The organism is Embleya sp. NPDC059237 (assembly GCF_042754105.1).
In the GTDB taxonomy this organism is placed as follows: Bacteria; Actinomycetota; Actinomycetes; order Streptomycetales; family Streptomycetaceae; genus Embleya.
The window spans coordinates 195,179-210,677 of sequence record NZ_JBHZAE010000010.1; the positions used below are offsets into that span (position 1 = coordinate 195,179).

The following is a 15,499-nucleotide window of genomic DNA, read 5'->3' on the forward strand; positions in this document are numbered from 1 at the left end:
CGGCGGGCGCGCAGGCGATTTCCGAAGTCGTTGCGGCGGTGCGAGCAACGGATGTGCGGCAGACGAGTGAGGCACATGCGACGTTCAGTCGCCCTGTGAGGCTTGGGTCCGTTTTGGTCGCGTCGGGAGTGCGTCGACGCCCTCGACGCATGATCCATGCGACTTCTCGTGGTCGTCATGTCGCGGCCATACCGCCGCAACACGGGCCGGTCACACTGAGGGCATGCGAAACACGGACAACTCGGAGATGCCTGTGACCCGACCGAACGACCTGCTCGACCCGAAGCCCCACGACCCCCAGGAGCCCCGCGAGCGCGGCATCGCCCTGGTGGCGCACGACCGCTGCAAGCCGGAAATGCTCGCCTGGGCCCGGACCCACCGCGAGACGCTGACCCGGCACCGCCTGTACGCGACCGGAACCACCGGCGGCATCCTCGCGGACGAACTCGACCTGGAGATCATCCGGTTCCGCAGCGGCCCCCTGGGCGGCGACCAGCAGATCGGCTCGCGGATCGCGGAGGGCGACGTGGACCTGCTGGTGTTCTTCTGGGACCCGCTCAGCCCCCAGCCGCACGAGCCCGACGTACGGGCGCTGCTGCGCCTCGCGGTGCTCGCGGACATCCCGGTGGCCTGCAACCGGGCTACCGCCGACTTCGTGATCACCTCGCCCCTGCTCGCGGTGGCCGACGACCCGGATCGGCCGGAGTCGCCGGTGTTCGCGCCGCTGGCCGCATAGGCGCCGGACTCCGGCAGGCGCCGCCGTCGGCCCGCCGTCGTCGCCCGCTGCCCCGCGGCGCCGCCGGCCCTTCGGCCCGGCTCAGCCGCGCGACAGGCCCTGGCGGTCGACGTAGTGCACCGCGTCGACGCGGTTGCGGGCGTTGATCTTGGCGAACGTGTTGTTGATGTGCGTCTTGACCGTCGCCGCGCCGATCCGCAGGGTTGCGGCGATCTCCGCGTTGTTCAGGCCGGACGCGATCAGGCACAACACCTCCACCTCCCGATCGGTGAGCCGATCCGGGTGCCCGGTGCGCCGGCGTGGGCGTCCCACGGTCGCCGGGTCGATCGCGGCCCGCCCGCGTGCGGCGTCCCGGATCGCGGTCGCGATCTGCTCGCCGCTCGCGTCCTCGGCCAGGCGGCCGAACCCGCCGGTGGGCGCGGCCGGATCGGAGACGGCGGCGGACACCACGAGCAGCGCGGCGCCCGGATGCCGGGCGAGCACGTCGGCGGGGCCCTCGGGGCCGCCGTCCGGGTCGAGTGCGCGCCCGTCCGCCAACACCACGTGCGGTGCGCGCCCGTCGCCGTCGACCATCACCTCCATGTCGCCGCACGCGCCGATCAGCGCGGCCAGGCGCTCGCGCACGGACGGCCGGTCGTCGGCGACCCGGATCAGGATCCGGGTCCGCGACCGCAGTCGGCTCGGGTCCGGACCGCCGCCCGGATCCGCGACCGGTGGTCGCCTCGGCGCGCCGGCGATCGGGTGCGCTGTCGGCTCGGGCCGGTTCGTCACGTAGGTCAACCTTTCGACTCCCGCGCCGATCACGGTAGTTCGGGCGATGTGCGCCCGATTGCCCTGTTCGGGCCGGTCCGTACCCCGGCCGGCGCCGTACAACCTACCCGGGAAGGGGCGTTCGCGACTCCGCTTTCGCCATGCCGGGGCGGACTTTCGGTGACGCAGCGACGCGAGGCAGACGCGCACGGTGCGCGGGACGGGGTCAGCCGTCGGTGGACGGCGTCGGGTCGCGCCGGGACCAGCGGCGCAATACCTCCGTGTACGGGTTGACCGGAAGCCAGGAGATCGCGTCCCGGGCGCTTTGTTCGTAGCTTTCGGCGAGTGCCCGCGCGTCGGCCGCCGCGCCGGTCGCCTCGACCAGCGTGCGCATGCGGCTCAGCGCGATCTCCGGGTTGCGCTCGTGCAGCAGCGCGTGTCGGATCGCGGCGCGCTGGTCGAGGGTGCCGCGCTCGTGGGCGAGCAGTACCGGAAGGGTCGGCCGGTGGTTGCACACGTCGCTGTCGGCGGGCTTGCCCATCGCCGCGGCCGACGCGTCCGCGTAGGGGAGCAGGTCGTCGCGGATCTGGAAGGCAAGGCCGACGTGGCGCCCGAACGCGTTCAACGCCTCCACCGCCGCGTCGTCCCCGCCGCCCAGGATCGCCCCCACCCGGCACGACGTGGCCAGGAGTGCCCCGGTCTTGCCGCCGGCCATCGTGAGATAGTCCTCGACGGGGCAGTCCAGGTCCCCGGCGAAGCCCAACTCGTCGAACACGCCCTGGCACATCGCGTATCCGCCCTCGGCCTGGGCTGCCATGGCCCGTGCGATCCGCTCGGGCGACACCCCGTTGCGGGCACACTCGGCGAGGGTGCGGAACCAGATGAAGTACAGGCTGCTGCCCGCGATGATGGCCCGCTCGGGGCCGTACGCCCGGTGTACCGCCGGCCGCCCGCGCCGCTCCTCGTCGGCATCGATGATGTCGTCGTGGACCAGGCTCCCGGTGTGTACGCACTCCATGCCGACCGCGGCGGGCAACGCGTGCTCGACCTCGCCGCCCACCGCCAGCGCCGCGTACATCACCAGCGCGGGCCGCAGCAACTTCCCCGTGGGCAGCAGCGCGTAGCGGTGCACCGCGTGCATCCCGTCCGCGTTGCTCGGCCAGCGTCGGGCGAACTCGGCGGCCAGCACGGTCGGTACGTCCACCATCGGGCGATCGGACAGCTCGTACGGGGTGGGTGCGGGTGCGGATGCGCCTGCCGTGCGCGCCCGTTGGCTCGGGCGACGTTTGTGCGCCGCTTGCGGTGACTGTGACTGCGCCGGGTGCGGTTTCTGCGTTGCGTGCGTCATCTGCGTCGTCTGCGTTGCCTGCGTTGTCGAGGAAACCTGCGGTGTCGTCTCGGTCACGGCTTGCGAACCCCCTGTGTCGCCCCCGGGACGCCGCCTCGCGACGCCGAGGCGCGGTGGGGGCGACGCATGATGCGGACGCTCGACGGCGCCCGGATCAACCCAACAGACCTCGACCGGTCGCCGACAGTCGAGTGCGGAAGCATCACTGCGGCGTGCGTCCACCCCGAACGGGGATCGTGTGCTTCCAGTCCCCACCATCGCGTGGTTTCGCGGCGGTTGCGGCTCGGTGGGGCGTCAGCGATACGCGCTCAATCCGTCGGCCAATTCGGCACGATCGCCGTCGCGGAGTGCGGACAGCGCCTGCTGCAACGCGAACGTGCCCCGGATCGCGGCGATTCGGGCCGGGATGGCGGCGTCGCGCAGGCCCATTCGGTCGAGGATGTCGGCGACGAGCGCGTCGCCGTGGGTGGCGGCGATCGCGGCCAGGTCCTCGGCCGGATCGCCGAGCGAGACCTCGTCCCAGTCCAGGACCCCGCTCAGCCGCGGCGTGCCGTCGACGGTCGTCCACAGCAGGTTGTCGCCGCCGAGGTCGCCGTGGACCAGGGCGGAGACCACGGGGGACAGGGTCTGCACGGCGGCGAGTTCGGCGTCGGCGCGGCTGCGGCCGGTCGGCGACATGAGGGGGTACAGCTCGGCGCGGACGTCGCCGGCGAAGACGGTCCACGCGGTGGGCCCGGGCACTTCGGCGGAAGCGGACTCGTCGATGAGCGCGGGCACTTCGGTCTTGTCGGTCGGAAATGCCGCGCGTACTTCGGGATTCGCGGCGGCTCGGGTCAGGGCGGTGAGCAGGGCCGCGTACTGCGCGGCGGCGCCGGAGGGCACGGCCGCGTTCGGGGCGAGCGGAACGCCCGGGAGCCGGTCCAGCAGCAGGTATCCCGGATCGACGCCTGTGCCGAGCAGCCGCGGAGTGCGTACGCCGAGCGACAACCCGCCCAGTAGTCGGATCAGCGCGGCGCGCCGGGGCAGCCGCCGTTCGGCGGCCTCGGTGCGGGCGAAGCAGACCACCCGCGACGCGCCCATCACCACGTCGTGGAACTGGCCCTGACGCACCGTCAACGCGGCCGGGGGGTCGGTGGGCAACAGGCGGGACAACAGCGCCGCGTGTCGGGTCGGGATGCGGTCGGTGGCGGGCGGGCCGCCGTGCTCGTCGTCGGTCACGATTCCCCCTTGGTACGTGTGTCCCGGCCACCCGAATTATCGCGTCGGTGCGGGGCCGGCCGGGCCACCGGGACATCGCGTCCCACCGGCGGTGACGAGCGCGTGGTGGGCCGGTAAACCGGTTCGTGGGGTTCCGCCGGCGTGGAATGCTGACGGGCATGTCCCCTACGAATGATCACGGTCGGATACGGCGGAGCTACGACGTCGTGGCGCAGGAGTATCGAGAGCGGATCGGCGACGAACTCGCCCACAAGCCGCTGGATCGCGCGCTGTTGAGCGCGCTGATCGAGCAGAGTGATTCCGACGCGCCGATAGCGGACGTGGGTTGCGGTCCCGGGCACATCACCGGATGGCTCGCCGAGCGCGGTGTGCGGGCGGTCGGGATCGACCTCTCGCCGGCCATGGTGGCCATCGCCGAGCGCGAGCACCCGAAGGCGGAGTTCCGCGAGGGCGACTTCCTGCATCTGCCCGCGCCCGACGGCGAGTTCGGCGCCGCGATCGCGTTCTATTCGATCATCCACCTCGATGCCGGTGAACTGCGGCCCGCCTTCGTCGAGTTGCACCGCGTGTTGCGTCCCGGGGCGCAGCTGCTCCTGGCGTTTCACCTGGGCGTCGAGGTGCGGCACCTGGCGGAGTGGTGGGGGAGGGAGGTCGACGTGGACTTCCACTACCTCGAAATCGAGGCGGTGGTCGAGCAGTTGAGCGCGGCCGGCTTCACCCTGGAGGCACAGCTGGAGCGCTCGCACTATCCGCAGGAGGCCGAGACCCGGCGCGGGTATCTGCTGGCGCGGCGGGCCGGGTAGCGATCGCGCTGCTGCTGTAGTACCCGACGTCGGCCGGGGTCAGCCGGGCGTGATCCCGTGTTCGATCGCGTCGAACGCCTGGTCGAGTCGTTCGAGGTGCGCGGCGAATGCGCCCGTCGGCTCCATCGTGGGCGACGTTCCCTTGGCGTCCGGCCGCCGCCTGGCCGACTACGCGCACGACGGCCGCTTCGTCCTGATCGACCGCACCGCCGACGGCCGCTTCGCGGACGCGGTCCGACTGCTCGACGACCGGATCGTGCAGGTCGCCGACCCGACCGCGGACCCGGACCGACCGAGCCTGCTGGTACGTCCCGACGGCATCGTCATCCGGGCCGCGCACGAGGCGGACGAACCGGCCGCCGCCGCAAAGCGATTCGCCACGGCCGGACTCCGCTGGGCCGGCACCGGCCGACCGACCTCTCCGAGCCCGCTCCGAGCCCGAACTCGGGCTCCGGACGGGCTCGTCGGTGGGGACGGATCGCTCAGACCGGGGCGGTCTTGCCGGCGGGCGCGGTGTCCCGCTCGGGCGAGGGCGGGTCGGTGGGGCGGCCGGGGAGGAGCAGGCACAGGGGGATGGCGGCGGCGGTGAACGCGGTGGCCCACCAGAAGGCTTCGCCGAATCCCGAGGCCAGGGCGGCCGGCGTGTGGGCGTCGGCGGAGGCGCGCTGCAGGATCATCGCGAGCAGCGCGGTGCCGGCCGAGCCGCCGATCTGCTGGGCGAGGCGGCTGATGCCGGAGCCCTGCGGGATCTCCTCGGGCGCGAGTCCGATGTAGGCGGCGCCCAGGATCGTGGTCATCGCGCCACCGAGGCCGACGCCGCGCACGAACAGCACGGCCATCAGCACGATATTGCTGGTGGAAGCGGTGACGAAGGCGAACGGCACGGTCGCCGCGCAGGCGAGGGCGCACGCGACGACCGCGACGGGGCGCGCGCCGAAGCGGTCCATGTACCGCCCGGCGAGCGTGCGCGAGACGAGGGTGCCCACACCCTGCGGGATCAGGAGCAGCGCGGCGTCGAGCGCGTCCGCGCCGCGTACCTGCTGCCAGTACAGCGGCAGCAGCAACATCGTGCCGTACAGGGATGCGCCGGACAGGAACACCAGTACCGACGACGAGGCCAGGGCGCGGTGACGGAACAGTCCGACGTCGACCAGGGCGCGCGATCCGCGCCGCAGCGCCCAGCCGAGGTAGCCGAGCAGGAGGGCGAGGCCGGCGGCGAGGGGCAGCCATACCGTGGGGTCGCCCGGCCCCTGCGAGCCGCCGATCCGGGACAGGCCGTAGATGACGGCGGCGACGCCGGGCGAGAGCAGCAGCATGCCGACGACGTCGAGCCGGGGACGGGAAACGGGCCGGTCCCGCGGCAGGTTGCGGGCGGCGAGGTAGGCGCCGACGACGCAGAAGGGCACGTTGAACAGGAAGATCCACCGCCAGTCGCCCAGATGCAGGATCACGCCGCCGAGGACCGGGCCCAGTATCGGCCCGAGCGCGGTGGGCACGGTGATCAGAGCCATGACCCGGCCGATGTTGCGGCCCTTGGCGGCCTGCATGATCAGCGTGGTCATCAGCACCATCATGATGCCGCCGCCGAAGCCTTGGACCACCCGGAAGGTGATCAGGCTCGGCGCGTTCCAGGCCGCGGCGCACAGCAGCGAGCCGACGAGGAACACGCCCAGCGCCGCGATCCACAGGCGTTTGCCGCCCAGGACCGCCTGGAGCCAGCCGACGGCCGGCATCACGGTGGCCAGGGCCAGCAGGTAGGCGGTGCTCACCCACTGGACGGTGGCCACCGAGGCGTGCATGCGCCCGGCGAGGTCGTCGATGGCGACGCTCATGATCGTGGCGTCGAACATGACCGCGAGCGCGCCGATGATCAGGGTGAAGGTCAGGCGCCGCAGCGCGGGGTCGATGCGGTCGGGGTCCGCGGGGTCCGCGGGGTCGGTGGGGCCGGCGGGGCCGGTGGGATCTGCGGCGGCGGGTGGCGACTGAGCGCCCGAGACGGTCATGGACGACTCCTTAAGAAAGGGTCTCTATCTTACGACCGCCAGAGTAGGGCGCCGCGATAAGATAGGCAACCTATCCAATGAGGAAGAACAGGAGGTCGCGGATGACCGAGCGGCGCCGCGGGGCGGCACTGGAGAAGGCGCTCCTGGACGCGGCCTGGGCGGAACTCACCCTCCACGGCTACGCCAAATTCACCATGGATGCCGTCGTCAAGCGGGCCGGTACCAGTCCGCCGGTGCTGTATCGCCGCTGGTCGGACCGCGACGAACTGGTCCGGGCCGCCATCGCGCACACCATGAAGCAGGCCCGCCTGGCCATCCCCGACACGGGAAGCCTGCGCGAGGACGTACTGACCCTGATGCGCGAGATCAACGAGACCCGGGCCGAGTTGGCCACCATCGTGATCGCACACCTGGCCGCCCACTACCAGGCGACCGGAATCCGCCCCGGCGACATCACCGACCCGCTCGTGACCGGCCGCAAGGAGGCCGTCGACGTGCTCTTCGACCGGGCAGTGGAACGCGGCGAGATCGACCCGGCCCGCCTCACCGAGCGGATCAAGTCCCTACCGTTCGACCTGCTGCGCCACGAATTCCTGACCACCTTCGCCGCCGCCCCCGACCGGGCCCTGGAGGAGATCGTCGACGAGATCTTCCTCCCCCTACTGATCGGCGACGCCGACGGCCGGGCACGCGCCGGTCGGGTGTAGGGCGTCGAGGATCAGGGTCAGGCCGAAAGTGAATTCCGCGGTCGGGTCGTAGTCGGGGGTTCGGGCCAGTTCCGTGGCCAGTTCGGTCAGGTGCGGGTAACTGTCGGCGGGGAGGTCGTGCAGGAATTCGTCGGTGATCTCGGTCAGGTCCGCCGTGCCCGTGAACGGCAGGCTCAGTTCCTGGATGACGTAGCCGTAGACGTAGCTGTCGATCAAGGACACGGCGTGCGCGGTCATCGGGACGGAAAAGCCCGCCGTACGCAGCGCGCCGACGACGGCGTCGTGATGGCGCAGCGTCGCGGGGCCCGGGTGGGCGCGCGAGTCGAGGAGGGCCACCGCCCAGGGGTGGCGGCGCAGCGCCGTGCGGGCCGAGGCGGCTCGGTGGTGCATCGCGGTTTTCCAGTCGGCGCCGGGCGGCGGTAGCTCGATCTCGGCGAAGACCGCGTCCACCATGCCGTCCAGGACCTCCTCCCGGCCGGCGACGTGGTGGTAGAGGGACATCGCCTCCACGCCCAGGGGTTCGGCGATGGCCCGCATGGTCAGGGCGGCCGTGCCCTTCTCGTCCGCCACCGCCATCGCCGTGGCGATCACCCGCTCGCGACTGAGCGGCGTGCGGGTCGACCGGTCGCGGCGACGTTTGGCTGCCTCGCTCACGCACCCCTCCTTGTTTCCTTGTTCGTTGCCGTTGACCACCTTATGACATAAGGCTAACGTGCCTTACAAGATAAGGTTGCCATTCCGGAGAAGGGCTGCGCCATGAGTGCGGAAGGCATGAGGAAGGTCTGCGTCATCGGGGCCTCGGGCAAGCTCGGGCAGTACATGGTTCGGCAGTGCCTGGAACGCGGCTACGAGGTGGTCGGCGTGTGCCGGGAGCAGAGCGTGCCGAAACTGGCCGCGTTCGAGGGCCGGATCACCGTCGTTCCCGGGCCCACGAACGACCCGGACGTGATTCGGCGGGCGGTCGACGGGTGCGACGGGGTGTTGACGGTGCTGGTGCCGTGGGGTGTGCGGCAGTACGCGTCCGGCACGGCGCAGGCGGTGCTCGACCACGCCCGACCGGGTGCGCGGCTGGTCTTCTCCTGCGGTTGGCACATCACGCGCGACGGCAAGGATCGATACTCGCGGCTGTTCACCCTGGGCGTGCGGATCGCCGCCGTGCTGGGCAGGCTCGTGCGGGCGGTGGAGATCGACGACCAGGTCGAGGCGTGCCGGCGGGTGTTCGACAGCGACACCCGATGGACGGTGGTGCGCGGCAGCACCCTGAGGGAGGGGGACAGCGAGGGCCTGCCCGTGTGGAGCCGGCACGTGGGCGACCCGGTGCTGGCCAGTGACCGCACCCGCCGGGTGGACTTCGCGCTGTTCATGGTGGCGGCGCTCACCGACGACGAACTCGTCCGGGAGGCCCCGGCGATCGTCGGCTGCCGCACCCCCAGCGCGCTGGCCCACGCGGGCGGCCGGGCGTCGGGAGGGTGAGCGCGGTCAGGGCTTCCGAGACGGGCCGGTGCCGGGAACCGCGTCGAGCGCGTACACGTTCTTGTCGCCGCTGCCGATGTAGACCACGCCGCCCGCCACCACCGGATTCGAGCTGTTGTAGCCCCCGATGGAGTAGGCCCACTTCCTGGCACCGTTGGCGGCGTCGAGCGCGTACACGTTCTTGTCGTGGCTGGGGACATAGACGACTCCACCCACCACCGCCGGCGACTGCCAGACACCGCCTTCCGTGGTGAAGGTCCACTTCTTCGTACCGGTGGCGGCGTCGAGCGCGTACACGTTCATGTCGGCGCTGCCGATGAACACCATCCTGCCCGCGACGACCGGCGAGGAGGCGACCTTGGCGCCGGTGGCGTAGTCCCACTTCTTCGTACCGGTGGCGGCGTCGAGCGCGTACACCTTCGTGTCGGCGCTGCCGACGTACACCACCCCGCCCGCCACCACAGGCGACGAAAAGACCTCGGCGCCTGTCGCGTAGGCCCACTTCTTGGTGCCGGTGGCGGCGTCGAGCGCGTAGACCTTCGTGTCGGCGCTGCCGACGTAGACCACCCCGTCCACTACCGCCGGAACCGAGCTGATCTCGGCCCCGGTGGCATAGGCCCACTTCCTGGCGCCCGTGGCCGCGTCCAGCGCGTACAGGTTCTTGTCGCGGCAGCCGATGTACACCACTCCGTCGACCACCACGGGCGACGAGTCGACCTCGGCTCCGGTGGCGTGGCTCCACTGCTTGGTACCCGTGGCGGCGTCGAGCGCGTACACGTTCTTGTCGCGGCTGCCGACGTACACCACTCCCTTCACCACCGCCGGGGAGGAGGCGACCACATGGCCCGTGGTGTAGGCCCACATCTTGGTACCGGTGGCGGCGTCGAGCGCGTACACGTTCTTGTCGTGGCCGCCGATGTACACCACCCCGTCCACCACGGCCGGCGTGGAGTCGACCTCGGCCCCGGTGGAGTAGGCCCAGCGCACCGTGGTGTCGGTGCGGGCCGGCGCGGGCGGGGACGACGAGACCTTGTTGCCGGCGGCGTACTGCGGCTTTTGCCGGTCGTCGGGCCGGTCGACCAGATCGAGAAACACGATGATGCCCAGAGCGGCGGTCGCGCCGCCGCCGACGAGTTGCAGAAGCCGGCGGCGCGTGGGGGTCGGGGTCTCGGGCGGGGTGCTGTCGGCACTCCTTCGCGGTGTGCCGGCTGCGGCGGGCTTGCGTTCGGGGGCGATGGTCGGCACGGGGTCGATCGCATGCACGTCCCGGACCATTCGCCGGGTCACGGCCGCCGGGGCGGGGTCGACGGCGGCGCGCAGGAGTCGGTGCACCTCGTCGGCGGAGTCGGGTCGGTCCCGGGGATCCTTGGCGAGCAACACGAGGACGAGGTCGTCGAGTGCGGTGGGCACGCCGCGGCGCCGTTCGCCGGGTCTCGTGGGTGTGGTCCGCAGGTGGGCGTTCATCATCGCGACCGGGCCGGTGGCGGGGAACGGCACGTCGCCGGTGAGGAGTTCGTGCAGGACGCAGCCGAACGAATACAGGTCCGAGCGGGCGTCCCCGGGCTGCTCGTGGAAGCGCTCGGGCGGCATGTAGGCGAGCGTGCCCATCACTTGGCTGGACCGGTTCGTGGACGTCACGAACCGGGCGATCCCGAAGTCCAGGATCTTGATCCGGTCCTCGACGGTGAGCATCAGGTTCGCCGGCTTCAGGTCCCGGTGCACGATCCCCGCGGTGTGCGCCCGGGCCAGCGCCGCGGCGGCCTGCGCCGCCCACTCCACGGCGGTGCCCACCGGCGGAGGCCCCTCCTTGTCGAGCACCGCGGCCAGGTCACGGCCTTCCACGAACTCCATCACCAGGAACAGCGAACCGTCCCCCTCGTCCTGGCCGAGGTCGTGCACGGTGACCACACCCGGGTGGTGCAGCGCCCCCGCCGTCCGCGCCTCGCGGAAGAACAACGCGGCACCGGCGGCGTCGGACTTCGCGTGCGGGAGCAGCTTGACCGCGACCCGCCGCTCGATCAGCCGGTCCCGTCCCTCCCACACCTCCCCCATGCCGCCTCGCCCGACGAACCGGACCAGCTCGTACCGACCCGCCAACACCCGCACCCGCAACCCCCGCCGCCGCCAAGCCCGAAGCCGACCCGGACTCTCCGCTCGGGAATGGTACGACCCCGGTGGCGCTCCGGGGTCGCCCGATGCCGGCCGGGCGTCGGGCGGGTCAGACGGGTTGCGGAATCAACATTAGTCCCCTCGGGCCGGGGATGGGTTCGCGCACGGACGTGCGCACCCGTGCGTCCGGTTGCCGGGTCAGGCGCCACGAACTGCCCACCGCCACCAGCGTGGCCATCATCTCGGCGATGGCGAAGTTGTCGCCGACGCACTTGAACCGGCCGCCGCCGAACGGCACGAAGGAGTGCCGCGGCGGCTTCCAGCCGCTGTCGGGGAGCCAGCGCTCCGGGGAGAAGGCCTCCGGGCGCCGGCAGAAGCGCGGATCGGTGTGCAGGGAGTGCTGGCTGTACGCGGTATCGGTGCCGCTCGGCAGCATGACGTCGCCCAACTCCACCGCCGCCGTGGTGCGTTGGGTCACCAGCTGCACCGAGTGCAGGCGCATCGTCTCGTACATCACCGCCCGCGTGTACGGCAGCGCCTGCGGATCGGCCGCCGTCGCCACGGCGTCGCCCGCCGCGGCGGACTCGGCGTTTTTGGTGATCCCGGCGATCTCGGCGAGCATCCGCCGCTCCGCTCCCGGGCGCAGGGCCAGGTGATACCACGCCCAGGACAGCGTGGTCGGGACGTTCGCCACCCCGCCGATCAGCATGGCGATGACCTCGTCGCAGATCAGGTCGTCGGCCAACGGCCGTCCCGTGTCCGGGTCGCGGGCGGCGAGCAGGCACGCCACCACGTCGCCGGCGGCCTCCGGGGACCGCGCACGGCACGCCGCGACGGCCTCGCCCACCGACGCGCGCATCCGGGCCATGGCCTCGTCGCCGCGCCGGACATACGGCAGCGGCAGCCGATCCACCACCTTCGGCAACATCGGCCGCTCCACCGCCGCCCGTTCGATCACCGGCAACACCCGGTGCAACTGGGCCAGGACGCCGTCGGGCATACGGTTGGAGAACAGGGTCTCGGCCGTCACGGCCACCGAGAGGCCCTTCATCGCCTCCAGGACGTCCACCGGCCGACCCGGCTGCCAGTGGGCGCACAACTCCCGCGTGCGCCGATGGATCGAGACCAGGTGGCGCTCGATGTGCGCCGGGGTGAACGCCTTCTGGATGACGCGGCGTTGGCGGTGGTACAGCTCCCCATCGGAGGTGATCACGCCGTGCCCCAGGAGCGGGATCATCCGTTCGAACTGTTTGCCGCGGCCGAAACTGCGGCCCTTGGACGACTGCACCTGATGGACCAGAACCGGGTCGGTGGCCACGTACACCGGCGCGGTGCCCAGTCTGATCCGCACCAACGGCCCCACCCGGGGCAGGGATTCGAGGAAGCGCAGCCGCTGACCGGCCAGGCGGTGGAGGTGTCCTACGCCGGGCAGAGCGCCCGGTGCGGTGGGTACGTCCTCGATGGAATGCACACGCCATCCCTTCACGTCGGGCCAGGCTGCCGGTGACCCCCACCACTGTGCCGAGGTGATCGCCGGTTCGGCAGGGTGCACCCGACCGGCCTTCTCGCGCCGTGCATTCGCTACCTCGCACGCCCTTACCGGCCGTGCCGGGTGAACGCTAAGCATGAACCGGCGAGTACGCGGATCGCTCCCGAACCCCCGCGCACACCGCCGCCCTCGCCTGCCCCGACACCCGGCAATCACCAAGGAGGGCCACATGACCACCCTCACCCCACCCGGCGTCCCGCCCATGGCCGGCGGAGTGCTCCCGATCCTCGGACACACCCTGCCCATGTGGCGCGACCCGATGGCGTTCCTGCTGGAGCAGCACGCCGTCGCCCCGGTCGTACGGGTGCGGCTCGGCCCGAAGGTCGCCTACCTCGTCACCCGGCCCGACCTGGTCCGCAAGGCGCTGGTCACCGAGCAGCACCGGTTCGACAAGGGCGGCCCCTTCGTCGACACCGCCCGCACCCTGATCGGCGACGGCCTCGGCACGTGCTCCGCCGCCGACCACCGCTACCAGCGGCCGCTGATGAACCAGGCGTTTCGCCAACCGAGCATCGTCTCCTACACCCACGCCATGACCGAATGTGTGCAGGACGTGCTCGACGGGTGGCAACCGGGCCAAGTCGTCGACGTATGCCGGGAGATGCGCCTGCTCGCGTGCCGGGCGCTGACCCGCACGCTGTTCTCCGATCCGGCCCAGGCGCATCTGACCACCCGGATCGAAGCGGCGTACACCGTCCTGATGCCCGGCATGTGGTGGCAGATGGTGATCCCCGTCGCCCTCGTCCACAAGGCGCCGATCCCGGCCAACCGCCGCTTCGAAAACGCCCGGATCCAGGCCCGTTCGCTGATCAAGCGTATGGTCGAGGCGTACCGCGTGCGCGGCGCCGACCCGGCCGACGGCCTGTCCACGATCATGGCCGCCGAGGACGAACGCGGTCGCGCGTTCACCGACGACGAGGTGTGCGACCAGATCGCCACCTTGATGATCGGCGGAATCCCGGCCACCGCCGACCTGTTGGCCTGGACCTTCGGCGTCCTGGCGCACAACGGCCCCTTGGAGCAGAGCCTGCACGAGGAGGTGGACTCCGTACTGGCCGGCCGCACGCCCGGCTACGCCGACATCCCGCGCCTGCCCCTGCTGGGCCGGGTGCTGACCGAAACGCTGCGTCTGTACCCGTCGGTGTCGGTGCTCAGCCGCCGGGTCACCGACTACATCACCCTCGACGGCACGCAACTGGTCCCGGGCGACGAGGTGATGTTCAGTCCCTACTGCCTGCACCGGGACGCGAGCGTGTTCCCCGACCCCGAACGCTTCGACCCGGACCGCTGGTTGCCGGGCGCGGTGACCCAGGCCCAGCGCGAGGCGTTCATCCCGTTCGGATCCGGCACCCGCAAGTGCATCGGCGACTCCTACGGCATCACCGAGGCCACCCTGGCCGCCGCGGGCATCATGTCCCGGGTCTCGCTGGCCCGGATACCCGGCGCCCCGACGCCGAGGCCCCTGCTGCGCATGACGCTCTCCCCGGTTCCCCTGGAGTTGACGGTGGAGCCACGCGGTACGTGGAGCCAGGCACCCGAGGAGGCGGCCGATGCACCGACCGACGAATCCGCGACGCTCCGCTGCCCCGTCCACCCCGCCGCCGGCGCCGACGCCACATCCCCCGACGGCGACTGACCCGGCGCACCCGGCGGCCCGGCTCACCGCGCCGCACCTGTGGTGCCCGATCGAGCCCGCCCGCCACCCCGACGAGCGCGAGGTGACCGAGCGTACGGTGGCGTGGATGCGCCGGTTCGGCTACATCACCACACGTGGCGAGGAAGTCGCGGCGCGCGCCGCGCAGTTCGGCGAACTGGGGGCGCTGACCTATCCCCACGGCGACCCGGAAGGGGCGGTGCTGGCCGCACAGTTGATGGTGTGGCTCTTCCTCCAGGACGACCGCTTCTCCGAACTGGCGCCCGCACAGGGCCGGATCGAGGACCTGGCCGAGCACATCCTGTGGTCCCAGCGCGTCCTGCACGGCCGGACCAGGGCGGTGCCCGAGCCGTATCTGGAAGCCCTGATCGACCTGCGCACCAGGGTCGCCCGCATGGCCGTGGACGCGGAACAGGTGGAGCGCTTCGCCGACGGCTTCAACCGCTACCTGGGCGCGGTGGCGGCGGAGGCGATCTATCGGGCCCGCGGCATCACCCCCAGCCTGGGGCAGTACGTGCGACTGCGCGAGTCCACGATCCTGATGCGCGGCATGTGCTTCGTCGTCATCGAACTGGCCGACGACTGCTACCTGCCGGGCCCGATCTGGGCCGGCCGCGAGGTCCGGCGCTGCGAACAGGCCGCCGCCCGGGCCATCGCGTACACCCACGACATCCTCTCCGGGATGCGCGAGTTGTACTGGCCCGGCCACACCAACCTGATCACCGTGCTCGCCCACCACTTCCACTGCCCCCTCGACGAGGCACTGCGCAGGGCGGTGTACATGTACGAGGACCAGATGCGCCGCTTCGAGCGACTGGCCCGCCCCCTCCTGGAGTCGGGCGACGCCCGCCTGGCGCGATACGTGCGCGGCATGGGCGCGTGGATCCGCGGCAACCTCGACTGGTCCATGAACTGCGGCCGCTACCACGTCACTTCCCCACAACCACCCGACAATCTGCCCTCACTCTTCGGCGCCTGAACCCCACTTCGCAGGCCCGCCGGCGCGGATGTCGGAGCGATCGGCCATCATGTGAGGCGGCCGTAGTCTGCGACCGGTCGAGCCCGCCGCAGGGAGGCGGGCAGGCGGCCCGGTCCCACACCGAAGACCGGGCCGTCCGGCGGTCGCGCGCGGGTCGAACCGAGCGCCGG

The 15,499-nt window shown here is 71.7% G+C and carries 14 protein-coding genes; 7 read left to right on the forward strand and 7 right to left on the reverse strand.

Going from position 1 to position 15,499, the window contains the following annotated elements; genetic code table 11:
• Nucleotides 1-223 precede the first annotated feature (223 nt).
• Nucleotides 224-736, forward strand: a complete 513-nt coding sequence (locus ACFXKZ_RS29360) for a methylglyoxal synthase (RefSeq protein WP_380004073.1) — start codon at nt 224-226, stop codon at nt 734-736.
• Nucleotides 737-817: 81 nt separating this feature from the next.
• Here ACFXKZ_RS29360 and ACFXKZ_RS29365 read toward each other — a convergent pair whose 3' ends face one another.
• The 3 genes from ACFXKZ_RS29365 to ACFXKZ_RS29375 all read right to left on the reverse strand — a co-directional run bounded on the left by ACFXKZ_RS29365 (nt 818) and on the right by ACFXKZ_RS29375 (nt 4,052).
• Entirely contained in the window at nt 818-1,507 is a 690-nt protein-coding gene (locus tag ACFXKZ_RS29365) for a LuxR family transcriptional regulator (protein ID WP_380004074.1), read from the reverse strand.
• A 205-nt stretch (nt 1,508-1,712) separates the two neighbouring features.
• Nucleotides 1,713-2,693, reverse strand: a complete 981-nt coding sequence (locus tag ACFXKZ_RS29370; protein WP_380004075.1) for a polyprenyl synthetase family protein — start codon at nt 2,691-2,693, stop codon at nt 1,713-1,715.
• A gap of 435 nt (nt 2,694-3,128) precedes the next feature.
• Nucleotides 3,129-4,052 carry a phosphotransferase family protein gene (locus ACFXKZ_RS29375; protein ID WP_380004076.1) on the reverse strand — a complete coding sequence of 308 codons (924 nt, stop codon included), beginning with the start codon at nt 4,050-4,052 and terminating at the stop codon, nt 3,129-3,131.
• A 158-nt stretch (nt 4,053-4,210) separates the two neighbouring features.
• Here ACFXKZ_RS29375 and ACFXKZ_RS29380 point away from each other — a divergent pair, with 158 nt between their 5' ends.
• The gene (locus ACFXKZ_RS29380) at nt 4,211-4,855 is read left to right on the forward strand and encodes a class I SAM-dependent methyltransferase (RefSeq protein WP_380004077.1); all 645 of its coding nucleotides are present in this window, start codon (nt 4,211-4,213) and stop codon (nt 4,853-4,855) included.
• 127 nt (nt 4,856-4,982) lie between these two features.
• The gene (locus tag ACFXKZ_RS29385; RefSeq protein WP_380004079.1) at nt 4,983-5,444 is read left to right on the forward strand and encodes a hypothetical protein; all 462 of its coding nucleotides are present in this window, start codon (nt 4,983-4,985) and stop codon (nt 5,442-5,444) included.
• On the opposite strand, the gene ACFXKZ_RS29390 is transcribed toward ACFXKZ_RS29385, so the two are convergent.
• On the reverse strand, nt 5,338-6,858 hold the full coding sequence (locus ACFXKZ_RS29390; RefSeq protein WP_380004080.1) for an MDR family MFS transporter: 1,521 nt from the start codon (nt 6,856-6,858) through the stop codon (nt 5,338-5,340). The genes ACFXKZ_RS29385 and ACFXKZ_RS29390 overlap by 107 nt on opposite strands.
• 101 nt (nt 6,859-6,959) lie before the next feature.
• Here ACFXKZ_RS29390 and ACFXKZ_RS29395 point away from each other — a divergent pair, with 101 nt between their 5' ends.
• A complete protein-coding gene (locus ACFXKZ_RS29395; RefSeq protein WP_380004081.1) occupies nt 6,960-7,565 on the forward strand; it encodes a TetR/AcrR family transcriptional regulator in 606 nt (201 codons plus the stop codon).
• Here ACFXKZ_RS29395 and ACFXKZ_RS29400 read toward each other — a convergent pair.
• Nucleotides 7,518-8,141, reverse strand: a complete 624-nt coding sequence (locus ACFXKZ_RS29400; protein WP_380004406.1) for a TetR/AcrR family transcriptional regulator C-terminal domain-containing protein — start codon at nt 8,139-8,141, stop codon at nt 7,518-7,520. The genes ACFXKZ_RS29395 and ACFXKZ_RS29400 overlap by 48 nt on opposite strands.
• A 180-nt stretch (nt 8,142-8,321) precedes the next feature.
• Between ACFXKZ_RS29400 and ACFXKZ_RS29405 the strand changes: the two genes are divergently transcribed.
• On the forward strand, nt 8,322-9,038 hold the full coding sequence (locus ACFXKZ_RS29405) for an NAD(P)-dependent oxidoreductase (RefSeq protein WP_380004082.1): 717 nt from the start codon (nt 8,322-8,324) through the stop codon (nt 9,036-9,038).
• A 6-nt stretch (nt 9,039-9,044) separates the two neighbouring features.
• On the opposite strand, the gene ACFXKZ_RS29410 is transcribed toward ACFXKZ_RS29405, so the two are convergent.
• Nucleotides 9,045-11,144 carry a PQQ-binding-like beta-propeller repeat protein gene (locus tag ACFXKZ_RS29410; RefSeq protein ID WP_380004083.1) on the reverse strand — a complete coding sequence of 700 codons (2,100 nt, stop codon included), beginning with the start codon at nt 11,142-11,144 and terminating at the stop codon, nt 9,045-9,047.
• A 112-nt stretch (nt 11,145-11,256) separates the two neighbouring features.
• Nucleotides 11,257-12,618: a cytochrome P450 gene (locus ACFXKZ_RS29415; protein ID WP_380004084.1), complete on the reverse strand. Its 1,362-nt coding sequence runs from the start codon at nt 12,616-12,618 to the stop codon at nt 11,257-11,259.
• Nucleotides 12,619-12,865: 247 nt separating this feature from the next.
• Between ACFXKZ_RS29415 and ACFXKZ_RS29420 the strand changes: the two genes are divergently transcribed.
• Nucleotides 12,866-14,332: a cytochrome P450 gene (locus tag ACFXKZ_RS29420; protein WP_380004085.1), complete on the forward strand. Its 1,467-nt coding sequence runs from the start codon at nt 12,866-12,868 to the stop codon at nt 14,330-14,332.
• An 82-nt stretch (nt 14,333-14,414) separates the two neighbouring features.
• Entirely contained in the window at nt 14,415-15,329 is a 915-nt protein-coding gene (locus ACFXKZ_RS29425; RefSeq protein WP_380004086.1) for a hypothetical protein, read from the forward strand.
• Nucleotides 15,330-15,499: the final 170 nt, after the last annotated feature.

Coding starts and splice junctions, on each gene's coding strand:
- ACFXKZ_RS29360 (WP_380004073.1), top strand. CDS start 224: ATGCGAAACACGGACAACTCGGAGATGCCTGTGACCCGACCGAACGAC.
- ACFXKZ_RS29370 (WP_380004075.1), bottom strand. CDS start 2,693: ATGGTGGACGTACCGACCGTGCTGGCCGCCGAGTTCGCCCGACGCTGG.
- ACFXKZ_RS29380 (WP_380004077.1), top strand. CDS start 4,211: ATGTCCCCTACGAATGATCACGGTCGGATACGGCGGAGCTACGACGTC.
- ACFXKZ_RS29390 (WP_380004080.1), bottom strand. CDS start 6,858: ATGACCGTCTCGGGCGCTCAGTCGCCACCCGCCGCCGCAGATCCCACC.
- ACFXKZ_RS29395 (WP_380004081.1), top strand. CDS start 6,960: ATGACCGAGCGGCGCCGCGGGGCGGCACTGGAGAAGGCGCTCCTGGAC.
- ACFXKZ_RS29400 (WP_380004406.1), bottom strand. CDS start 8,141: ATGGCGGTGGCGGACGAGAAGGGCACGGCCGCCCTGACCATGCGGGCC.
- ACFXKZ_RS29405 (WP_380004082.1), top strand. CDS start 8,322: ATGAGTGCGGAAGGCATGAGGAAGGTCTGCGTCATCGGGGCCTCGGGC.
- ACFXKZ_RS29420 (WP_380004085.1), top strand. CDS start 12,866: ATGACCACCCTCACCCCACCCGGCGTCCCGCCCATGGCCGGCGGAGTG.